Source organism: Novosphingobium acidiphilum DSM 19966 (assembly GCF_000429005.1).
Lineage (GTDB): Bacteria > Pseudomonadota > Alphaproteobacteria > Sphingomonadales > Sphingomonadaceae > Novosphingobium > Novosphingobium acidiphilum.
This window is the reverse complement of sequence record NZ_AUBA01000002.1, coordinates 130,541-151,938: the sequence shown is the minus strand read 5'-3', so window position 1 is coordinate 151,938 and position 21,398 is coordinate 130,541. Positions and strand designations below refer to the sequence as shown.

At 63.7% G+C, this 21,398-nt stretch carries 17 protein-coding genes; 12 read left to right on the top strand and 5 right to left on the bottom strand.

Annotated features, from left to right (window positions below; translation table 11 throughout):
* Positions 1-11: 11 nt before the first annotated feature.
* Positions 12-470: a hypothetical protein gene (locus tag G404_RS0102160; RefSeq protein WP_028639628.1), complete on the bottom strand. Its 459-nt coding sequence runs from the start codon at positions 468-470 to the stop codon at positions 12-14.
* A 169-nt stretch (positions 471-639) separates the two neighbouring features.
* Between G404_RS0102160 and G404_RS0102155 the strand changes: the two genes are divergently transcribed.
* On the top strand, positions 640-2,121 hold the full coding sequence (locus G404_RS0102155) for a porin (protein ID WP_156906159.1): 1,482 nt from the start codon (positions 640-642) through the stop codon (positions 2,119-2,121).
* Between the two features lie 433 nt (positions 2,122-2,554).
* On the opposite strand, the gene G404_RS0102150 is transcribed toward G404_RS0102155, so the two are convergent.
* Positions 2,555-3,226, bottom strand: coding sequence for a hypothetical protein (locus G404_RS0102150; RefSeq protein ID WP_028639626.1), 672 nt, complete (start codon positions 3,224-3,226; stop codon positions 2,555-2,557).
* 166 nt (positions 3,227-3,392) lie between these two features.
* Between G404_RS0102150 and G404_RS0102145 the strand changes: the two genes are divergently transcribed.
* The 5 genes from G404_RS0102145 to G404_RS0102125 are packed head-to-tail and all read left to right on the top strand — an operon-like array spanning position 3,393 to position 6,907.
* The gene (locus G404_RS0102145; protein ID WP_245584348.1) at positions 3,393-3,899 is read left to right on the top strand and encodes a HutD/Ves family protein; all 507 of its coding nucleotides are present in this window, start codon (positions 3,393-3,395) and stop codon (positions 3,897-3,899) included.
* Positions 3,896-4,762: a transporter substrate-binding domain-containing protein gene (locus tag G404_RS0102140; RefSeq protein WP_028639624.1), complete on the top strand. Its 867-nt coding sequence runs from the start codon at positions 3,896-3,898 to the stop codon at positions 4,760-4,762. Before G404_RS0102145 ends, G404_RS0102140 begins: the two co-directional genes overlap by 4 nt.
* The gene (locus G404_RS0102135) at positions 4,759-5,481 is read left to right on the top strand and encodes an ABC transporter permease (protein WP_028639623.1); all 723 of its coding nucleotides are present in this window, start codon (positions 4,759-4,761) and stop codon (positions 5,479-5,481) included. Before G404_RS0102140 ends, G404_RS0102135 begins: the two co-directional genes overlap by 4 nt.
* Entirely contained in the window at positions 5,478-6,149 is a 672-nt protein-coding gene (locus tag G404_RS17770; protein ID WP_245584347.1) for an ABC transporter permease, read from the top strand. The genes G404_RS0102135 and G404_RS17770 overlap by 4 nt, the downstream gene beginning before the upstream one ends.
* Positions 6,146-6,907 (top strand): ATP-binding cassette domain-containing protein, encoded by a 762-nt coding sequence (locus G404_RS0102125; RefSeq protein WP_028639622.1) that lies wholly within the window; start codon positions 6,146-6,148, stop codon positions 6,905-6,907. The genes G404_RS17770 and G404_RS0102125 overlap by 4 nt, the downstream gene beginning before the upstream one ends.
* Here G404_RS0102125 and G404_RS0102120 read toward each other — a convergent pair.
* Positions 6,901-8,394 carry an HAL/PAL/TAL family ammonia-lyase gene (locus G404_RS0102120; protein ID WP_028639621.1) on the bottom strand — a complete coding sequence of 498 codons (1,494 nt, stop codon included), beginning with the start codon at positions 8,392-8,394 and terminating at the stop codon, positions 6,901-6,903. The genes G404_RS0102125 and G404_RS0102120 overlap by 7 nt on opposite strands.
* Positions 8,395-8,584: 190 nt before the next feature.
* Here G404_RS0102120 and G404_RS0102115 point away from each other — a divergent pair, with 190 nt between their 5' ends.
* On the top strand, positions 8,585-11,065 hold the full coding sequence (locus tag G404_RS0102115) for a TonB-dependent receptor (RefSeq protein WP_028639620.1): 2,481 nt from the start codon (positions 8,585-8,587) through the stop codon (positions 11,063-11,065).
* 28 nt (positions 11,066-11,093) lie between these two features.
* On the opposite strand, the gene hutC is transcribed toward G404_RS0102115, so the two are convergent.
* Positions 11,094-11,801 (bottom strand): histidine utilization transcriptional repressor HutC, encoded by a 708-nt coding sequence (gene hutC, locus G404_RS0102110; protein WP_028639619.1) that lies wholly within the window; start codon positions 11,799-11,801, stop codon positions 11,094-11,096.
* On the bottom strand, positions 11,798-13,147 hold the full coding sequence (locus tag G404_RS0102105) for a formimidoylglutamate deiminase (RefSeq protein ID WP_028639618.1): 1,350 nt from the start codon (positions 13,145-13,147) through the stop codon (positions 11,798-11,800). The genes hutC and G404_RS0102105 overlap by 4 nt, the downstream gene beginning before the upstream one ends.
* A gap of 129 nt (positions 13,148-13,276) precedes the next feature.
* Between G404_RS0102105 and hutI the strand changes: the two genes are divergently transcribed.
* The 5 genes from hutI to G404_RS0102080 all read left to right on the top strand — a co-directional run bounded on the left by hutI (position 13,277) and on the right by G404_RS0102080 (position 21,353).
* Entirely contained in the window at positions 13,277-14,491 is a 1,215-nt protein-coding gene (gene hutI, locus G404_RS0102100; protein ID WP_028639617.1) for an imidazolonepropionase, read from the top strand.
* On the top strand, positions 14,488-16,017 hold the full coding sequence (gene hutH, locus G404_RS0102095) for a histidine ammonia-lyase (protein ID WP_028639616.1): 1,530 nt from the start codon (positions 14,488-14,490) through the stop codon (positions 16,015-16,017). Before hutI ends, hutH begins: the two co-directional genes overlap by 4 nt.
* Positions 16,017-16,826, top strand: coding sequence for an N-formylglutamate deformylase (gene hutG / locus G404_RS0102090; protein ID WP_036520030.1), 810 nt, complete (start codon positions 16,017-16,019; stop codon positions 16,824-16,826). The genes hutH and hutG overlap by 1 nt, the downstream gene beginning before the upstream one ends.
* Positions 16,823-18,493, top strand: a complete 1,671-nt coding sequence (gene hutU, locus G404_RS0102085; RefSeq protein ID WP_028639614.1) for a urocanate hydratase — start codon at positions 16,823-16,825, stop codon at positions 18,491-18,493. The genes hutG and hutU overlap by 4 nt, the downstream gene beginning before the upstream one ends.
* A gap of 253 nt (positions 18,494-18,746) precedes the next feature.
* Entirely contained in the window at positions 18,747-21,353 is a 2,607-nt protein-coding gene (locus tag G404_RS0102080; RefSeq protein ID WP_169719671.1) for a TonB-dependent receptor, read from the top strand.
* The last annotated feature ends 45 nt before the right edge of the window (positions 21,354-21,398 follow it).

Here is a 21,398-nt window from a genome sequence, read left to right as displayed (position 1 = left end):
GCCAAGCAAGCTCAACGCCGCGTCCAATCGCGCGCGACAGCCAGATCGGCAACATGGCCGTTGGCCAGGGGCAGGGTAATCGTCCAGTTGATCGCGTCGAAATATTCGCCGCCCCAGGGCGTTTCGACATCCCGATAATGACAGGCCATCGCATTGCCGGTGGGTTGGCCACAGTGCGCACCGGCTTTCGCAAGAATGCCTGCCGCGGCTGCGGCATCGGTGCCAACCGGCACTGCAGCCCGCAATTTCGCGGTTGCACCCGCCAGAAATTGCGCGGGCGTGTGGATCACGTGGCTAAAACTGACCCAGGACGGCAGCAATGGGTCGGTGGGCATGTCGAATTCCATGTCGGCGAACCGCAGCCCGTGGTCGGGATGGTCTTCATAGAATTCCTCCTGCGCGTGCGCGGTGGTCACGCCAAACAACGCAATGATGCCAAACGCGGCGGCTGCAATGGAACGATGGGTCATGGGAACAAATCCTTTCCCCATTCTGATGCGAAAAATCAGGCTTTATCATCAAGTGAAATGGCTTTTAAATTGATCATTAATATGAAATCGATTTCACTTGACATGAATATTGGTGAATTTTCGAAAGTGAAATTTAATTCACAATAACGCGACGCGATTACACGGCATTTTGAAATATATCGGTCATGGAGCGGTCATAACCAGCGCCGTCCAATCCACGTTCCATGAGGGAATCACTGTGAAATATTTGAATCGCCACACCCGCCGCGCGGCTGCACTGGTGGGTACCGCTTTGTGCCTTGGTTTCGCAGCCAGTGCGTTCGCGCAAAGCGCTGCGCCGGTCGCTGACGACAGCCTGACGTTCCATGGTATCACCCTGTCGGGCAATGTCGATATCGGCGTGCAGTATGATAACCATGGCGCACCCGAAAGCGACTACCATCCCGCCGGGACCAACCCGCTGGTTGCCAAACAGAACAATGGCTCGATCACGGCGATCATTCCCAGTGGCCTTGGTCAGTCAAAGATCACGCTTGCCGGCAAAGAGGCCATCAACGACGAATTCTCGGGCGTATTCAAACTTGAAACGTTCTTCAATCCGCAGGCAGGCACGATCAGCGACGCGCTGAAATCACTGACAATCAACAACGGCGTCGGGCTCGCCTCGCAAACGATGTCGGCCGATTCGAGTATTGCCGGCCAGTTCTTCGGGGGCGCCGCCTATGCCGGCATCAGCTCGAAGCATTATGGCACGATCACGTTTGGCCGTCAGACTAGTCTGGTTGCAGACGGCATCGGGGCCTACGATCCGATGGCTGCCTCGCAGGCATTCTCGGTGATTGGCATGTCCGGCACTTATGCAGGCGGCGGCGATACGGAAGACCGTCGATTTGATCAATCGATCAAGTATATGTTCCAGATCAAGCATTTCCGTGCTGCGGCGCTTTACAAGATCGCACAGCTCGGCGGTGAAGCGCATTCGGCCGTATCGTTTCAGGCCGGCGCCAGCGCTGCCAATGCAACGATCGATCTGTTTTACCAATCGTCGAAGGGCGCGGTTTCGGCCTCGTCGCTGAGCGCGGCACAAGTCACCGCGCTCGGCGCCACGTGCCCGGGCTGCACCCTGAGCAAAACCCTGGCGGGGACCATCTCTGATAACGAGACGTATGCGATCATGGGGTCTTACAAGATCGCGTCGGTCAAGCTGCTTGGCGCCTATGAAAACGTCGAATACAAGAACCCGAACAGCCCTTTGGCGGGCGCTCCTGGTACCGCATACAACGACATTGGCGGATATACGATCCCCTATGCGTTGCTGAACCAGACCGCCTATACCAACCCGAAAAAGCTCGATGTATTCTGGGCGGGTGCCCAGGTGGCGGTCACGCCCAAGTTGTCGATCTGGCTTGCCTACTACAACGTTCACCAGAACAGCTATGCCACCGGCGCCAATGCCGGATGCACGACCGCAGTCAGCAGCGGCTGCAGCGGAGACCTGCAGGCATTCTCGGCCGCGGCAATCTACAGCTTCAACAAGCATTTCGACATCTACACCGGCTTCATGGCCAGCAATGTAACCAACGGGTTTTCAAGCGGCTATCTGTTTACCAATGAAATCGATCCCACGGCGGGTGTCCGCCTTCGGTTCTAGATCGGTGGCCGTGTGGACGTCGCGTTGAACCGGATCGATCGCGCGACGTTCATGTCTCTGTTCCCCCACATGCACGACGCGGTCGTGGATGTGGGGGCTTCTGCGGGTTGATCCGGGCGTCAGTCGGGATCAACCAACTGCCGGTCGTCCTGATTTTCGTTTCGAAAATGAGGGCGGCCGGGCCTTTTTTGTAGGCCTGAGTCAGATCATTTTGACGTTTTGATGCGAGAAATCTTCAGCAGATTGCGGATTTACAGGCGGCTGCGGCTCGGTCGACGAGATCGCGCGGCTGGCTCTCGAATTCTGATTGACCGGTGTGAAGCCACGTTGTGGTCAATCAGATACTGGCCACTACATCGCGTTTTCTTCTGCGGACTGGAATGGAGTGGCCAGGCTGATCACGTTCGGTGTGCGCGTTGTGCGGCGCAATCGTTCAGCCTTGGCCTGACCGGGGTGTGACGGCGTCGGCAGTTGGCGCAGCTGGCAGCAAAGGCGGCGAATCGGGATATTCACGATGCAGGAATGCCGCCACTGCGTCCGGGTTTGGGGGCCGGACAGGACGGGCGTCCGTGTGGAACGGCAGCGGTTGCAGCGGCAACTGTGCCAGCGCGAAATCGCTGCGATTGCGGGCATAGTCGATCAGGATCGAGCCGCGCTGCAGCGCAAGGCCGGCGGGCAACAGATAATAACAATCCTGCCTGAACGGGCCGACAGTCTGTGCCAGCAGCGAGTCTTTGGCCACGGGCTGATCCTTGATCGCGATCGGTTTGAGCACGATGTCGCCCGTGGCAGTGTGGACCCGCACATTGCGCAGGGGCAGTTCGGAGCCATCTGCCACCGCAACACTGATCTGGATAATGCCGTTATGGCCGACTGCTTCATATTCCGCAGGCGTTGCCGGCCACGCCATGTCGTACAGTGCGATCCGCGATGCCGTCTGGCCGTGTTCGTGCAAGATCCGCGCTGTCTCGTTCATGCGGAGCAGGATGTATGCGGGTTCGCTGGGCCCCTCGGTTTCGCCGCCCGATTGCATGAAGTGCTGCGGGGGGTTCGCTTCGACCGCGGGCGGTATCGCCAGGGCCAATATCGCTGCCAGCAAAGCCATCGCCACCCCCTTATGCAAAACCGCAAATTTCTGGCGAACATTTGCACAAGCGGGTGCCAAGTCAATCATCCACCCTTTTTTGAAGGCGCCCAAAAATGTCTATACATATTGCGGGACGCATGGCAGATTTCTGCGTGTGGTCGGCATTGATGGAGCGGCGCGCGCGGTGACGCAGACGCGAAACATGGCAACGGTGGGCGCGGTCGTGCCAGCGGCAGCGCTGGTTGCCGTGCCGTGGGCCAACGGCGGCGGAGTTACGCGGGTGATTGCCGACCGTGCCGATTTGCGCCTGAGCCTTGCAACGATTGCGCAGGCGGGCCCGTTTTCGCGGTTTCCCGGCGTCACGCGGCACTTTGCGCTGGTTGCGGGGCAAGTGGTGTTTGGTCCCCATGGGCTGGTGTTGGACGCAGGTTGCGATCCTGTGGTGTTTTCGGGCGGTGATGCGGTCGATGCCACGCCCCTTGGCGGGCCGGCGCTGGCGTTTAACCTGATGGTGCCCGACGGTGCGCCGCGCGTGCGGCTGGAACGGTTCCATGGCCGGGATATGGTCGATGCGCTGGCGATATTCGCGTGCGAGGCGATCACGGTGGATGGTCTGACGGTGACAGCGCATGACACGGTGTTTCCGACCGGGCCGGTGCGCCTGTCGGGACCCGCGCTGGTGGTACGGTGATCCGCGCGGGCGCTGTGGCGCTGGCCCTGGTGCTGGCCGGGTGCCACGGCGATGCGCTGCGCGGGGACGTGCGCGAACTGGTGATCGGCACCGAAGGCGCCTATCCGCCGTGGAATTTCACCCGCGCCGATGGCAGCCTGGGCGGGTTCGAGCCCGAATATCTGCGCGATCTGTGCGCCCGGCTGCACCGGCGCTGCCGCATGGTGGCGATGGACTGGGATGGCATGATCGGTGCCTTGCAGACGGGCAAGATCGACCTGATCGCCGATGCCGTGCAGATCACCCCCGAACGTGCAGGCGTGCTCGCATTTGGTCGGCCATATGCGTTGACCACCGGCGTCATCGCCACGTTGCGCGGCAGTCCGCTGGCCCGGTTGGGCGATGACGGGGTGACGATGGACCTTGACGGCAAGGGCCCGGCCTTTGCTGCGATGACCGACCGTTTGCGCAAGGGCCTGGCGGGCAAAGTCATCGGGGTGGAATTGTCGGGCGCCTTTGACACGTTCCTGACCCAGACGTTTGCCGATCGTGCGGGGCCGGGGGTTTCGATCCGATATTACCGCACGATGGGCGAACGCGATCTCGATCTGTTGAACGGGCGCATCGACGCCACGCTTGAAGATGAATCCTATATCCGCCCGCTGCTCGCCACGCGCGACGGCGCCGCGCTGGTCATGGCGGGGCCGCGCATGATCGGCGGATCGATGGGGCGGGGCGAAGCGCTGGCCTTTCGCCCCGGCGACCCGGGCTTGCGCGCGCAATTCGACCGCGTCATCGGCGATACCCTGGCCGATGGCACGGTGCGCCGGCTGGGGCTGAAATGGTTTCGCATCGACGCCGCGCCCGGTGCGGTGCGGCGATGAGCGATGATCTGCCGATCGCAACGCTGCTGGGCTTTGGCCCCGATGGCTGGGGCTGGGCGCTGGTCTCGGGTGCGGGGCTGACTTTGGCGGTGGCGCTGGGCGCGATGGCGATCGGCACGCTGCTGGGGGCCCTGCTGACCGCGGCGCAGGCGTCGCGTGCGGTCTGGCTGGCGCGGGCGGCGGCGGCCTATGGCGTCATCTTGCGCGGGGTGCCCGAATTGCTGGTGGTGCTGCTGCTGTATTTTGGCGCGCCGGGCATGCTGGCCGCAGGTGCGGCATTGTTCGGACTGCCGCCGCCGGGATCGCCGCCGGCCTTGCTGACCGGGTGCCTGGCCATCGGGCTGGTCTCGGCGGCATACCAGGCCGAAGTGTTTCGCGGCGGGATGCTGGCCGTGCCGCGCGGACAGATCGAGGCGGCGATGGCCGCGGGCATGGGTCCGTTTGCGCGGTTTCGCCGGGTGATTGCGCCACAGGTGCTGCACCATGTGCTGCCGCCGCTGGGCAATATCTGGCAATTCAACCTGAAGGATTCGGCGCTGGTGTCGATTGCGGGGCTGGCCGAACTGATGCGGGTCAGCCTGGTCGCGGCCGGATCGACACGGCGGCCGTTCCTGTTCTTTGCCACCGCGATGGTGCTCTATCTGGTCATGACCAGCGCCAGCACGGCGCTGTTCCGGCTGGCCGAACGCCGTGGACAACGCTGGGCGGGGGGGCGATGAGCGAAGAACTGGCGTTTCTTGCGGCCACCGCGCTTGCCATCGTGCGCGCGCTGCCGATCACGCTGGTGCTGTCGCTGTCCAGCGCGATCGGGGCAAGCATGCTGGCAGCCGTGCTGGTCGCGGCGCAACAGACGCGGATCGGGCGTCCGCTGGCGCACGTGTGGATCTTCGTGTTTCGCGGAACGCCGCTGCTGTTGCAGATGTTCATGGTCTACTACGGTGTGGCCGCGCTGGGACCGATCCGCCATGGGGTGCTATGGCCGCTGTTTCGCGATCCGCTGTTCTGCGCCTGGCTGGCGCTGACGTGCTGTTGTTCGGCCTATATCGCCGAAGTGTTGCGCGCGGCACTGGCCGCGGTGCCAACGGGACAGATCGAGGCGGCCAAGGCCTGCGGCATGGGGCGCGGCACACGCGTGCGGCGGGTGATCATGCCACAGATGCTGCGGCTGGCGCTGCCGGCTTATGGCAACGAACTGGTCATGCTGATCAAGTCGACATCCTTGGCCAGCACTATCACCGTGGTCGATGTGACCGGGGTGGCGCAACTGGTGATCGCGCATTCCTATCGCACGATCGAGGTGTTTTGCCTGGCGGCAGCGGTCTATCTGGCGCTGACTGCCGGATTGACCGCGCTGCTGCGGCGTATCGAAAGGGGTCTGGCGCAATGACCGAAACCGTTTTGCGCGTGCGCGGCATCACCAAAAGCTTTGGCGCGCGCGCGGTGCTGCGCGGCATCGATCTGGATGCACATCGCGGCGATGTCATCGCGATCCTGGGCGGCAGCGGATCGGGCAAGAGCACGTTCCTGCGCTGTCTCAATCTGCTCGAACTGCCCGATGCGGGCACGATCGAAATTGCCGGGGCCGCGGCGCCGCTGGTGCACGACACGCAGGGGCGCGCGCGGATCGCCGATCCGCGCGCGCTGAACGATTTGCGCGCGAAAACCGCGATGGTGTTCCAGAATTTCAATCTGTGGACGCACATGACCGTGCTCGACAATATCGTCGCGGCGCCGGTGCATGTGCATGGCGTGCCCCGGGCAGAGGCGGCGGATCGCGCGCAGGCGCTGCTTGAAAAGGTCGGCATGGCCGGCTTTGCCGCGCACTGGCCGCGCCAGTTGTCGGGCGGGCAGCAGCAGCGGGTGGCGATCGCGCGCGCGCTGGCAACCGATCCCGATCTGATGCTGTTTGACGAGCCGACGTCTGCGCTCGATCCCGAACGCGTGCGCGAAGTGCTCGATCTGATGCGCGCGCTGGCCGACGAAGGCCGCACGATGCTGATCGTCACGCACGAAATGGCGTTTGCGCGCGATGTGTCGACCCGCGTGGTGCATGTGCGCGACGGCGTGATAGAATCGATGGGCCCGCCCGCGCTGATGTTCGGCGCCGATGCCTCGCCCGTGTTCCGGGCGTTCCTGTCTCACTGAGGCGTGGGCAATCCCGCACGCACCAGCGCGGCGCCGGCCGCCATCACCGCATGCATCGGCCGGTCGTCGGTATAAGGCGCAATTGTGCGACGCACATGCGCATGCAGCCGTGCGGTGGCGGGCGCGCGCGCTGCGGGTGGCACGGCGGTATCGTGCGCCTGCGCCGCGGCGGCCAGTTCGATGCCCAGGATTGCCTCGACATTGGCGACCAGCGTCAGCGCCTTGAGCGCGGCCGGGGTCTGGTGCGACAGGTAATCCTCCTGCAGACCCGACGTGATACCGCCATCCAGGCTGGCAGGCGCAGCCAGTCGGCGGTTTTCCGCGACCAACGCCGCGGCGCTGTATTGCGCGATCATGAAGCCGCTCGACACGCCTGCGGCGTCGGCCAGGAACGGCGGCAGGCCGCTGACCAGCGGGTTGACCAGCCGATCGAGCCGCCGTTCGGAAATCGTCCCCAGATGCGCCACCGCAATCCCGAGCGAATCCAGCGCCAGCGCCAGGCCCGCGGCAACCGCATGCGCCTGTGATCCTGCGCGCGGAGCATCGGGGGTGCCCAGCACCACCGGATTGTCGGTAACCGAGGCCAGTTCGGCATCGATCATTGCACCCACATGGGTCAGCGCATCGCGCACCGCGCCATGCACGTGGGGCACCGCGCGCAGCGATATCGGGTCCTGCAACCGTGCGGCGCCGGTCAGATGCCCGCTGCCGGCCAGCCACGCATTGAGCGCGGTCGTGGTTGCGGCAATTCCGTCGGACCGGCGCAAGGCCATCAGCACCGGGTCAAACGCGACCGGATTGCCGCCCAGTGCCTCAAAGCTCAGCGCCGCAACCGCATCAGCAGCATCAACCGCGCGCCACGCGCGCGCCAGCGCGACCGCGCCAAGTCCGGTGGCACAGGGCGCGCCGTTGATCAGGCTCAGTCCTTCCTTGGCCTCAAGCACCAGCGGGGCAAGGCCCGCGCGCGCCAGCGCCTCGGCCCCGGTCAGGCGTTCATCCCCGATCCGCGCATGGCCTTCGCCGATCAGCACCAGCGAAATGTGTGCCATGTGCGTCAGATAGCCGACCGATCCACCCTGCGGCACTTCGGGCACGATGCGGTGATCGAGCAAGGCCAGCAATGCCTCGACCACCGCCACGCGCACCCCCGAACAACCGTGGGCATGGTTGTTGGCCTGTGCGGCCATGATCGCGCGCACTTCGGGTTCGGGCAGGGGGGCGCCCACGCCGCAGGCATGGCTCATGATCAATTGCCGCGAAAGGCGACGTTGCAGCGCGGGTTCGACCGCGCGATCGACCAGCGCGCCCACCCCGGTGTTGATGCCATAGGCGGCCACGCCCTGCGCGACGATGGCGCGCACCAGGTCGCGTGCTGCGGCAATGCGATTGCGCGCGGCCTCGCCCAGCACCAGCCGCGCACCCAGCGCCACCTCGGCCAGCGTGCGGGCATCGAGCGGTCGATCAAGCGATGCGGGTAATGGTGTCACCTCAAAAGCTCCATGGCGCGCGAAAATGCATGGATCGCCACCCTTTATGTATAGTCATATTGACAAATCGGTCGCGATAGCAAGGATGTTGTGTGATTGTGCGAAATTGCGCAATGGTAGGGCGATTGGCCAAGGTGGACGGACATGATCCGCCCCGGGCCGGGGAAGACATAAACAGGAGTTTCGCTTCATGAGGGCTTATAACAGGGGCGCGCGTCGGGCTGCGCTATTGCTGGCTGGTGCCGCGCTGGTTCCGTTTGCGGCGGCTTCGGCTGCGGCGCAATCGGCTGGTACGGCCCCGGCTGCGGCCGATGCGGCGGCCTCTGCCCCGGCAGGCGAAATCGTTGTGACCGCCCAAAAGCGGTCGGAAAGCATCCAGCATGTGCCGATCAGCATGCAGGCGCTGGGTGCGGCCACGCTCGAACAGCATCAGGTCGCCTCGTTCGACGACTATGCCAAGCAATTGCCCAGCGTGTCGTTCCAGTCGTTCGGTCCGGGCCAGGGTCAGCTGTTCTTCCGCGGCATCACGTCGGGCGGTGATGGCCTGGCGTTTGGCGCGCTGCCGACCAGCGGCGTCTATCTCGACGAAATTCCGGTGACCACGATCGGCGCGCTGCTGGATATCCATGTCTATGACATGAGCCGGGTCGAGGCGCTGTCGGGGCCGCAGGGCACGCTGTTTGGCGCCAGTTCGCTGTCGGGCACGCTGCGCATGATCACCAACAAGCCGGTGCAGGGCAAGACCGAGGGCAGCTTTGACGTTACCGTCGACAAGTATGGCAAGGGCGATGCCGGGGCCACGATCGAAGGCATGATCAACGTGCCGCTGGCGAAGAACGTGGCCGTGCGGGTGGTCGGATTCTACGACCACGAAGGGGGTTACATCAACAACACCCCGGGTTCGCGCACCTATCCCAATTACTATACCGATGGCGAAGGCGTCGAACAGACCGCGCCATACACCGCAACCAACAGCGCCTATGTGAAAAACCACTACAACGACGTGACGACCTATGGCGGGCGGGTTGCTCTGGCGATCGAAACAGACAGCGGCTGGAAACTGACGCCGCAGCTGATTGCGCAGCACATGCACAGCAACGGCACGTTCCTGTTCGACCCTGCCGTTGGCGATCTGCAGGTGCACGACTTCACGCCTGAATACGACACCGATCAGTGGATTCAGGCCGCGCTCACCATCGAAGGCAAAGTCGGCGATTGGGATGTGCTCTATTCCGGCGGCTACATGAACCGGAATATCAAGACCGCGGCGGACTACAGCTATTACACGGTGGCCTATTCGGCGCACAGCGGCATCGGCTATGACGGGTATACGCGTTTTACCGACAGCGCGGGCCATCAGATCGATCCGACGCAGCAGTTCAGTTCGTCGCAAAAGCTGACCAAGCAAAGCCAGGAACTGCGGTTCAACTCGCCCGCGTCGTCGGCGCTGCGGGTAACTGCCGGGCTGTTTTACCAGAAGCAGACCAACCACAACGTCAACAATTATTCGGTGCCCGGTGCAGCAAGCGCCAATTTCAGCGAATATATCAATGGCATCAACGTTTTTGGCGACGACCTGTTCCTGACCAACGCCTATATTACCGACCGTGACTATGCCGCGTTCGGTCAGGCCAATTATGACATCACGTCGCACCTGACGCTGACCGCCGGGTTGCGCGGATTTATCTACACCAACAATCTGTATGGATTTTCCGGATATCCGAACTATCCGCCGGCCGGCTTGTGCACATTCCCGTTGCCGACGATCGATTCATGCAATTTCGAAAACAAGCGCTCGCACGGCTCGGGCGAAACGCACAAGCTCAACCTGACCTGGCAGGTCGATACCGACCACATGGTCTATGCAACCTATTCGACCGGGTTCCGCCCCGGCGGCAACAACCGCGACAATTACAGCGTGCTGAGCCACACACCGCCCGGCAACCCGATCGGTACGGTCTACAACCCCGACAAGCTGAACAATTTCGAACTGGGCTGGAAAACCAGCTGGTTTGACCACGTGCTGCGCTGGAACGGTGCGGTCTACTACGAAAAGTGGAATGACCTGCAATATGCCGAACAGGGCGCGGGTGCCGGCATCACCAATATCCAGAATGTTGGTGGCGCCAGGGTCTATGGCATCGAAAGCGATCTGCAACTGCGTCCGGCAAAGGGTCTGACCCTGACCGCCTCGGGCGCGTACAACGACGGCGCCCTGACCGCCAATTTCGGTGACTTGCGCAGCGACGGCACGCCCAAGGGCAATTATGCCCCGACGGGCACCCGTCTGCCGGTGCAGCCGAAGTTCAAGATGTCGGCCACCGCGCGGTATGAATTCCCGGTCGGTTCGGTCGATGCCTTTGTGCAAGGGTCGATGAACACGCAGTCGAACGCGACCAGCCTGCTGGGCGTGGGCGACAATGCGGTGTTCGGCAACAGCCCGGGCTTTACCACGGCCGATTTCTCGGTGGGTGGCAAGACAGGCAATTACACGTTCCAGCTGTTCATCCAGAATGCGTTTGATGAACGCGGGTCGCTGTCGCACAACGCCCAGATTTCTCCGGCGGACTTTGAAAACACCTTTGCCGCGGGTTCAAGCTCTGCGCATTACACGCGCACCTACCCGATCAAGCCGCAGTATTTCGGCCTGAAAGTCGGCACCAAGTTCTGATCGGGAAAGGGGGCGAAAGCCCCCTTTTTCATGGCCCCGTAGGGCCGAACCGCGCCACCAGTTCATAGCGGTCCGCGACGAAATGCTGGCGCACGCGGGTTACCGTATCGGGCCCCCGCCAGGTGCGCCGTTCCAGCATAAGGCAGGGCGCCCCGCGCGCGATGCCCAGCGCGCGGGCAACCGCAGGCGGTGCTGCGGCGGCGCTGATCCGGTTTTCGGCCTCGGTCCACGGGACATGCGCGATCAGCCAGGATCCCGGCGGCGCCACGGTCAGGTCGGCATCGGCTATAGCGGGCACCAGCGCCAGATTGACCATGCGTTCTTCGAACGCCAGCGGCAGGCCATCGGCGAAATGCACGCCGGTCAGTTTCAGCACTTTGGCCTTTACGCCCAGCGCTTCGGCTTCGACCTGGTCGGGTGCGGTCACTTTGTGGCTGGCCAGATCCCAGCGATAGGCCTGTCCGCGCGCGGCAATTGCCGCGGCCAGATCGGGCACTTCCAGCACCATCGATTGCGCGCGCGGGCGTGCCACGAACGACCCTGCGCGTTTGCGCCGTTCAAGCATGCCGGCCGCGGCCAGCGCGGACAGCGCCTTGTTGACCGTCATCCGTGCACAGTCGTACTGCGCCATCAGATCGGTTTCCTTGGGAATCCGGTCGCCAGGGCGCAAATCACCGCTCATGATCGCGGTTTCGATCTCGGCACGAATGCGTTCGTGCAGCGGGGCAGGCTTCATTCCAGCAATCCGGTAAGCACCGCGCGATAACGCCGGACGATGGCATCGCGCGCGTGATGGCGACCTTGCGATACCACCTTGGCACCATGACGCCATACGCAATCGATCACCGCGCGTCCGCCGGCGAACAGCCAGCCATCGATCAGCGCATCGTCGCGGCGCCCGATCAGGCAGGGATGATCGGCATCCAGGCTGACCAGATCGGCACTGTTGCCCACCGCCAGTCCTGCAGGCGCCCCCAGCGCCGCTGCCCCCCCGCGCAAAGCACCGCCGTACAGCGCCGCACCCGTGCTGGTGCCCGGTGCCGGGGCCAGCAGATTGCGGCCACGATGGACCAGCCGCTGACCATATTCGTACAGCCGCAATTCCTCGCTGGCATCGATCAGCACATTGGAATCGCTGCCCACGCCCCAGGCGCCCGTATAGTCGCGTGCGGGAAACAGGCCGTCGCCCAGGTTGGCCTCGGTGATCGGGCACAGACCGGCGGTCGCGCCGCTGGCCGCCAACGCGCGCGTTTCATCGGATGTCATGTGTGTGGCGTGGACCAGGCACCAGCGCCGATCGACCGGCGCGTGTCGCAGCAGCCACTCGACCGGCCGCAGGTTGCTCCAGGCCAGGCAATCGTCGACTTCGCGCGTCTGTTCGGCAATGTGGATGTGGATCGGCGCGGCGCCTGCCATGGCGTCGAGCGCGCTGATCTGGTCGGGCGTGGCCGCGCGCAGCGAATGCGGCGCCAGCCCCAGCACGGCATCGGGCAGCGCGGTCAGTGCGTGCGCGGCGTCACCGCGCAGCCGGGCAAAGCTGTCCAGACCGGTGATAAACCGTCGCTGTCCCGCATTGGGCGCCTGTCCGCCAAACCCGCCGTGGGCATAGAACACCGGCAGCAGGGTCAATGCGATACCTGTTTCGGCGGCGGCCTGGGCAATCGCCGCGCACATCGCGGCGGGATCGGCGTAGGCTTGTCCCGCCGGATCGTGGTGCAGGTAATGGAATTCGCCGACGCGGGTAAACCCGGTTTCGAGCATTTCGGCATAGGCCAGCGCGGCAATCGCCGCGAGATCGTCGGGGCCCATGCGTTCGAGAAAGCGGTACATGACCTCGCGCCAGGTCCAGAAACTGTCGTTGCTGTCGCCGCGCCGTTCGGCCAGCCCGGCCATGCCGCGCTGAAACGCATGGCTGTGCAGATTGCCAAGTCCGGGCAACAGGATCGCATGGCGTTCATCATCGGGAAGGGGGGGCGCATCGCCCGCGATCGCGGCAATCCGGCCGCCGGCAAGCGTGACCCGCACATCGGTATGCCAGCCGTCCGGCAGCAGCGCGCGTGTGGCATGCAACACCTTCGACATCACCGGTTTCCTTTCGGTCGCATCGCGTACAATGCTCTTGCGACGCCGCTTTAATGTCTATACATATTCGCCGTGCGAGGCAATCGGCTTCGCATGGCAACCTGCAACTCTGGTGCGAAAGGTCGGGGCATGTCCGCAGCGGTTTCGTGCGATACGCTATGGACGGGCGCGCGTCTTGTTCCGATGACCGATGCGGCGCGACCCGACGCCATGATCGACGATGCCATGATCGCCGCGCGCGACGGGCGGATTGTCTACGCCGGGCCCGGCGCAGGCGCACCCGCATTTGCTGCAGCGCGCACAATCGCCTGCGCGGGGCGGCTGGTGACCCCGGGGCTGATCGATTGCCACACGCATCTGGTCTATGGCGGCAGCCGCGCGGGCGAATTCGAAGCGCGGCTGGCGGGTGCCAGTTATGAACAGGTCGCGCGCGCCGGGGGCGGGATCGTTTCGACGATGCGTGCCACGCGCGCCGCCAGCGTTGACGATCTGGTCGCGCAAAGCGGTCCGCGCCTGGCCGACATGATCGCCGATGGCGTGACCACGGTCGAGATCAAATCGGGCTATGGCCTGAACCTGGCGGCAGAGCGCACGATGCTGCGCGCGGCGCGCGCGCTGGGCCAGGCGCAGCGGGTTTCGGTCATGACAACGTTTCTGGGCGCGCATGCGCTGCCCCCCGAATATGCGGGCAACGCCGATGGCTATATCGACGATGTTGCACATGTCATGCTGCCTGCGCTCGCCGCCGAAGGGCTGGTCGATGCGGTGGATGCCTTTTGCGAAGGGATCGGATTTTCGCCCGCGCAAGTCGAACGCGTGTTCCAGGCGGCGCGTGCGCTGGGGCTGCCGGTGAAATTGCACGCCGAACAGTTGTCGAACCTGCACGGGGCGGCGCTGGCGGCGCGGTATGGTGCGTTGTCGGCCGACCATCTGGAACATCTGGATCAGGCGGGCATTGCCGCGATGGCGGCAGCGGGCACCGTGGCGGCCCTGTTGCCGGGCGCCTATTACTTCACCCGCGAAACCGTGCTGCCGCCGATCGACGCATTGCGTGCGGCCGGCGTGCCGATTGCGCTGGCGACCGATTGCAACCCGGGGACCAGCCCGCTGACGTCGCTGCTGCTGACGATGAACATGGGCGCCACGCTGTTCCGGTTGACCGTGGCCGAATGTCTGGCCGCGGTCACGATCCATGCGGCGCGTGCGCTGGGCCGCGACGATATCGGCCTGCTGGCCCCGGGAACGTGGGCGGATCTGGCGGTCTGGGATGTGACCCAGCCTGCCGAATTGGTGTATCGCATCGGGGGACGACCCCTCCATGCGCGTTTTTGGAGAGGTCAATGACCACGCTTGTTCTGCTGCCCGGATCCGTCAGTCTGTCCGATTGGCGCGCCATATGGCAGGGCGCCCCGGCCACGCTCGACGCGTCGGCAGCGCCGGTCATTGCCGCCAGCGCGGCGGCGGTTGCGCGCATTCTGGCCAAAGGTCAGCCGGTTTACGGCATCAACACCGGGTTCGGCAAACTCGCCAGCGTGCGTATCGACGATGGCGATCTGGCCATGCTTCAGCGCAATATCGTGCTCAGCCATGCGGCGGGCACGGGCGCGCCGTCGCCGGTGCCGATCGTGCGCCTGATGATGGCGCTCAAACTCGCCAGCCTGGCCCAGGGGGCCAGCGGGGTGCAGCCTGCTACCGTGGCCCTGCTCGAGGCGATGCTTGCCCGCGGATTGACCCCGGTGGTCCCGTGCCAGGGCTCGGTCGGTGCCAGCGGCGATCTTGCGCCGCTGTCGCACATGACCGCCGCGATGATCGGTGTGGGCGAAATCGACGTTGCCGGAGAACGCCTGCCGGCCGCGGTCGCGCTCGATCGCGCGGGGCTTGCGCCGCTGGTGCTGGGGCCCAAAGAGGGGCTGGCGCTGCTCAACGGCACGCAATTTTCGACCGCCAACGCGCTGGCCGGGCTGTTCGGAGCCGAAGACCTGTTTCAGGCGGCGCTGGTTACCGGCGCGCTGTCGACCGAGGCGGCCAAAGGCTCGGACACGCCGTTCGATCCGCGCATTCATGCGCTGCGCCGCCACCAGGGCCAGATCGAAACCGCCGGTGCGCTGCGCGATCTGATGGCGGGCAGCCCGATCCGCGCCAGCCACCGCGACGACGATCCGCGGGTGCAGGACCCGTATTGCCTGCGTTGCCAGCCCCAGGTGATGGGCGCCGCGCTGACCGTGCTGCGCCAGGCGGCAGCGACTCTTGATGCCGAAGCCAACGGCGTGTCGGACAATCCGCTGATCTTCCCCGAAACCGACGAAGCGCTGTCGGGCGGCAATTTCCATGCCGAGCCGGTGGCCTTTGCCGCCGACATGATTGCGTTGGCCGTATGCGAAATCGGCTCGATTGCCGAACGGCGCGTGGCGATGCTGGTCGATCCGGCGCTGTCGGCGCTGCCCGCGTTCCTGACCCCGCGCCCGGGGCTGAATTCGGGGTTCATGATCCCGCAAGTCACCGCCGCAGCGCTGGTGTCGGAGAACAAGCAGATGGCCTATCCGGCCAGCGTCGATTCGATCCCGACCAGCGCCAACCAGGAAGACCACGTTTCGATGGCCGCCCACGGTGCGCGCCGTCTGGCGGCGATGGTTGCCAATGCGCAAGGCGTGATCGGGATTGAATATCTGGCGGCGGTGCAGGGGCTGGAATTTCACCGGCCGATGCAATCGTCGACCCCGCTCGAAGCCGCGCGCGACCTGTTGCGCGCAGTTGTGCCCGCGCTTGACGACGATCGCCATTTCCACCCCGATATGGAAGCCGCCAACGCGCTGGTGCGCAGCGGGCAGCTGGGTGCGGTGGTGGCGCGCGTGTTGCCGGGCGTGCGGTGATGGACTGGTTGCGGATATCGCGGGGCGATGCGCCGCTGGTGGTCGCGTTTCCGCACGGCGGTACCGATCTGGCCGGATTGGACGCGCGGTTCGTGTCGCCCTGGCTGGCGCGGCGCGATGCCGACTGGTGGATCGCCGGGCTTTACGACTTTGTGCATGATCTGGGCGCAACCACCGTTGCCACCACGATCAGCCGCAGCGTGATCGATTGCAACCGCGATCCGTCGGGCGCGTCGCTTTATCCCGGCGCCGCGACCACCGAACTGGTGCCGACCACCACGTTCGATGGCGAACCGCTTTACGCCGGCGCCTTGCCCGATGCCGATGACATCGCCGCGCGGCGCGCAACCTGGTTCGACCCGTATCACGCGGCGCTTTCGGCCGAGATCGCGCGGCTGCGCGCGATCCACCCGCGCGTCGTGGTCTATGACGCGCATTCGATCCGCAGCCGGATTCCGCGGCTGTTCGACGGTGCTCTGCCGCAGTTCAACATCGGCACCAACGGAGGGGCCACGTGCGCGCGCGAACTTGAAACCGCGATTGCCGGGGTCTGTGCCGCCTCGGGGCTGGGCCATGTGGTCAATGGCCGGTTCAAGGGCGGCTGGACCACGCGGCACTATGGTCGGCCCGCAACCGGGGTCCATGCGGTGCAGATGGAACTGGCGCTGCGCGGCTATCTTGCCGAACCCGATACCGTCACCGCTTCGAACTGGCCCGCGCCGCTTGATCCGGCGCCGGTCATTACCCCCACCTTGCGCCGCGTGATCGACGCCGCGCTTCACTTTGCCTTCTCGGGAGAATCCGCATGAGCACCCGTCTCGACAACACCCGCGTCATCCGCGCAGCCACAGGCACCGGTCTGACCGCAAAATCGTGGCTGACCGAAGCGCCTTTGCGCATGTTGATGAACAACTTGCATCCCGATGTTGCCGAACGGCCTGAGGAACTGGTGGTCTATGGCGGGATCGGACGCGCCGCGCGCGACTGGGCCAGCTTTGACAAGATTGTCGCGGCATTGCGCGATCTGGACGACGACCAGACGCTGCTGGTGCAATCGGGCAAACCGGTGGGCGTGTTCAAAACGCATGCCGATGCGCCGCGGGTGCTGATCGCCAATTCCAACCTGGTGCCGAAATGGGCAACCTGGGAACATTTCAACGAACTCGATCGCAAAGGCCTGGCGATGTATGGCCAGATGACCGCGGGATCGTGGATCTATATCGGCACGCAGGGCATCGTGCAGGGCACGTATGAAACCTTTGTCGAGATGGGGCGCCGGCATTTCGGCGGTGATCTGGCGGGCAAATGGATCCTGACCGCCGGGCTTGGCGGCATGGGCGGGGCGCAGCCGCTGGCGGCGGTGATGGCCGGTGCCAGTTGCCTGGCGATCGAATGCCAGGCCAGCCGGATCGAGATGCGTCTGCGCACCGGCTATGTCGACCGCCGTGCAGACACACTTGACGAGGCGATGGCGATCATCAACGCCGCCAATGCCGCCAAAACGCCGGTGTCGGTCGGGCTGTTGGGCAATGCCGCCGAATTGCTGCCGCAAATGCTCGAACGCGGCATTCGCCCCGATCTGCTGACCGACCAGACCAGCGCGCACGATCCGGTCAACGGCTATTTGCCCGCAGGCTGGACCGTGGCCGAATGGATCGACAAGCGCGAACGCGAACCCGAAGTGGTGGCGCGTGCGGCCAAGGCGAGCATGGCGCGCCATGTCGAGGCGATGCTGGCGTTTCAGGCGCTGGGCGTACCGACCACCGATTACGGCAACAACATCCGGCAGGTGGCGCAGGACGAAGGCGTGATCAACGCCTTTGCCTTTCCGGGGTTTGTGCCCGCCTATATCCGCCCGCTGTTCTGCCGGGGCATCGGCCCGTTCCGCTGGGTGGCGCTGTCGGGTGATCCCGAAGACATCTATCGCACCGACCAGAAGGTCAAGGAACTGATCCCCGACAACCCCGCGCTGCATCGCTGGCTCGACATGGCGCGCGAAAAAATCCAGTTCCAGGGGCTGCCGGCGCGCATCTGCTGGGTCGGGCTTGGCGATCGGCACCGGCTGGGGCTGGCGTTCAACGACATGGTCGCCAGCGGTGAATTGAAAGCGCCGATCGTGATCGGGCGCGATCACCTCGACAGCGGATCGGTCGCCAGCCCCAACCGCGAGACCGAGGCAATGCAGGACGGATCGGATGCGGTGTCGGACTGGCCTCTGCTCAACGCCTTGCTCAATTGCGCCAGTGGGGCGACCTGGGTGTCGCTGCATCACGGCGGCGGCGTGGGCATGGGCTATTCGCAGCATTCGGGCATGGTGATCGTGGCCGATGGCACCGAGGCCGCTGCGCGGCGTCTGGAACGCGTGCTGTGGAACGATCCGGCCACCGGCGTGATGCGTCATGCCGACGCCGGATATGATATCGCGCTCGACTGCGCGCGCGAAAAGGGCCTCGATCTGCCTGGTATTCTGGGCTGATCAGCCCGGACCTGTACCAAACGGCAAGGCGCGCGGGCGAACAACGCAACCGTTGTTGGCCCGCGGGTGCCGCGGGTGCCGCCAGATGCATTAATGCAATTCCTGCGGTTCAGTCTTCGGGGTGTCACGCACAGTCGGTAGCCGTCCCTCATCAGGTCGATGAGGGATATCAACCATGTCACAACTTCTGCATACACGGATTTTGGCCACTGCAAGTTTGATGGTCCTGTCGCACGCTGCGCAAGCACAGCAAATGCCCGCCCCGGCAGAGGCGAATGATACTGCCAGTGCGATCATCATAACCGCCCCCCGGCTGGAAACGACTGCGCGCAAAGCGCAGGAAATCGCGCCGAACATGGTCAATATCCAGTCGGCTGAAGCGATTGCCAAATATCCGGATTACAACGCTGCCGAGGCATTGAGCCGCATTCCCGGGGTTTCGCTGTCGATTGACACGGGCGAAGGGCGGTTCGTCAACATTCGCGGGCTGGATGGCAATCTGAACGGGGCCAGCTTTGGCGGCACCGCGCTGCTCAACACCAATGCCGGCGGCACGTCGTTTACCGGCGCAGGCCGCGCGGTGGAATTTGACACGATCCCGACCGGGGCGATCGACCGGATCATCGTTACCAAGACCGGCCTGCCCGATCACGATGCGGAAGGCCTGGGCGGCAGCGTCGAATTGAGCCCGCGTTCGGCGCTGGCGCACGATCATTTCTTTCTGGAAGGGACATTGGGCGAAGGCTACGAACCCGAACGCAAAACCACCAACCTGAATGAAGAAATCGTCATCGGCGGCGCGCTCGGCACCAATGCCAATGGCCACAAGCTGGTGCATTTCGTGTTCACCCAGAACGAACACAACGATGGTCGCGGGTTTGATGATATCGAGATTGGCAATTATATCGATGACCCGACGGTCCTGCCGGGTGCGGCCAACCAGGACAAAGTGATCAGCAGTCAGCAATTGCGCCGCTATCGCTATCACCGTCAGCGCTTTGGTTATTCGGCGGCGATCGACTTTACGCCTGATGACAACAACCGCATCTATTTGCGCGCCAATGCCGCAGGGTATCAGGAAAAGGTCGTGAAGAAATTCCTGACCATCGGCGGCCTCGACGGGACGGGGGGCTCGATCGCGGTCGATCCGACCAATCCCAACGCTTTTGACATTACCGGTGGCAGCGCCACGGTAACCTCGACCGACGAAAAGGAAACGCATCGCAACGTCGTGGGCCAGTTTGGCGGCGAACATCATCTGGGCGATGTCAAAATTGAATGGCTCGCTGCCTATGAACGCGCGACCTATTATCAGCCCTACAATTACAGCACGCGCTTTGGCGGGCCTTCGGGGCTGGATGTGACTTACGACAATGTCACCAACCCCGACCGCCCGGTTGACCGCGTAACCAATGGCATCAACATTGCCGATCCCAGCCTCTATGCGCTCAACCGCGTCGGCAATTCGGACGAATATACCGCCGACCGCGAATTCAGCTACAAACTCGACATCAGCCTGCCGGTGCATCTGACCGCGAACGACGAAGTCAAGATCGGGGGGCTGCTGCGCTATCGCCGCAAATACGATGCGGCATCGTCGGTAAAGCAAACAATCCACAATGGGGCGCTGCTGTCAGCCCTGGCAATCGGATCGCCAATCACCAATTTCTATGGCGGGCTTTACGACCTGGGCTATGACGGCAACACCCAGTTGGTCGAGGCGAATTTTCCGACGCCCGCACTGACCCCGCTCAGCCTGACCGACACCAATACGCTGCTGTTTGACGATGTCGAAAACATCACCGCAGCCTATGCCCAATACAGCGGCAATCTGGGCCAGTTGCATTTTGTCGCCGGCGTGCGGATGGAACACACCAAGGAAATCTATGGTGGGTTTACCACGGTTGCACCATCACAGGCGACCGACCCCGGTGATTACAACACGACCACCGCCGATGCGAACGGCAACTATCTTTATGCCCCGCGCAAAAGCTACACCGATTTCTATCCCAACCTGCAACTGCGCTACGAATTCCAGCCCGATCTGATCATGCGCGCAGTCTATTCGGCCACGATTTCGCGTCCGGGTTTCAATCAGACCGTGCAGCAGGCAGTGGTCTTTACTCCGGCCCAGAACGGCGGAAACGGATCGATCTCGAACGGCAATCCCAATCTGAACCCGGCCTACAGCCACAATTTCGATCTCAGCGTGGAAAAATACCTGCCCAACGCCGGGATCATTTCGGTGGCTCTGTATTACAAATTGATCAGCAACTTTATCGTTGCGCGCAACATTACCGCGCCAGGCACGACGTTCGGTCTGGTCGATCCGTCGATTTACGTCAGCACGACCTACCAGAACGTGGGCGGCACCTATGCACGCGGGATCGAGGCATCGTATGTCAACAAGTTCACGAGCCTGCCGGCACCGTTCGATGGTTTTGGCGTCGACATGAACTTCCTCTACGCCGATTCCAAAGTCGATCTGCACGATGGTCTGGCGCCTACGCAAATCCCGGGGACGGGCGAATACACCGGCAATGCGGCGCTGTTGTACGAGGCGCATCGCTTGCGCATGCGGCTGGCGTTCAAATACGATTCGCCCAGCGTTTTCAGCATCGCCGGCGGACCGACGACGTTTACCAATGGCAAGACCATCCAGTCGGACATCTATCTCGCCAGGCGCGCTACGCTGGATTACACTGCGGGGTACGAATTCAGCAGGAACGTCAGCGTCTATGGATCGGTGAAAAACATGACCAACGCGCCGCTCAAGTACTACGAAGGCACCAGCAATCGCCCGGTTCAGCGCGAAATCTATGGCCCGACGTTTGAAGCCGGCGTAAAAATCAGGTTGTAACCGTGGTTCCGGTTGACCGGTCCGCGCGCGTGCCAATGGCCGTGT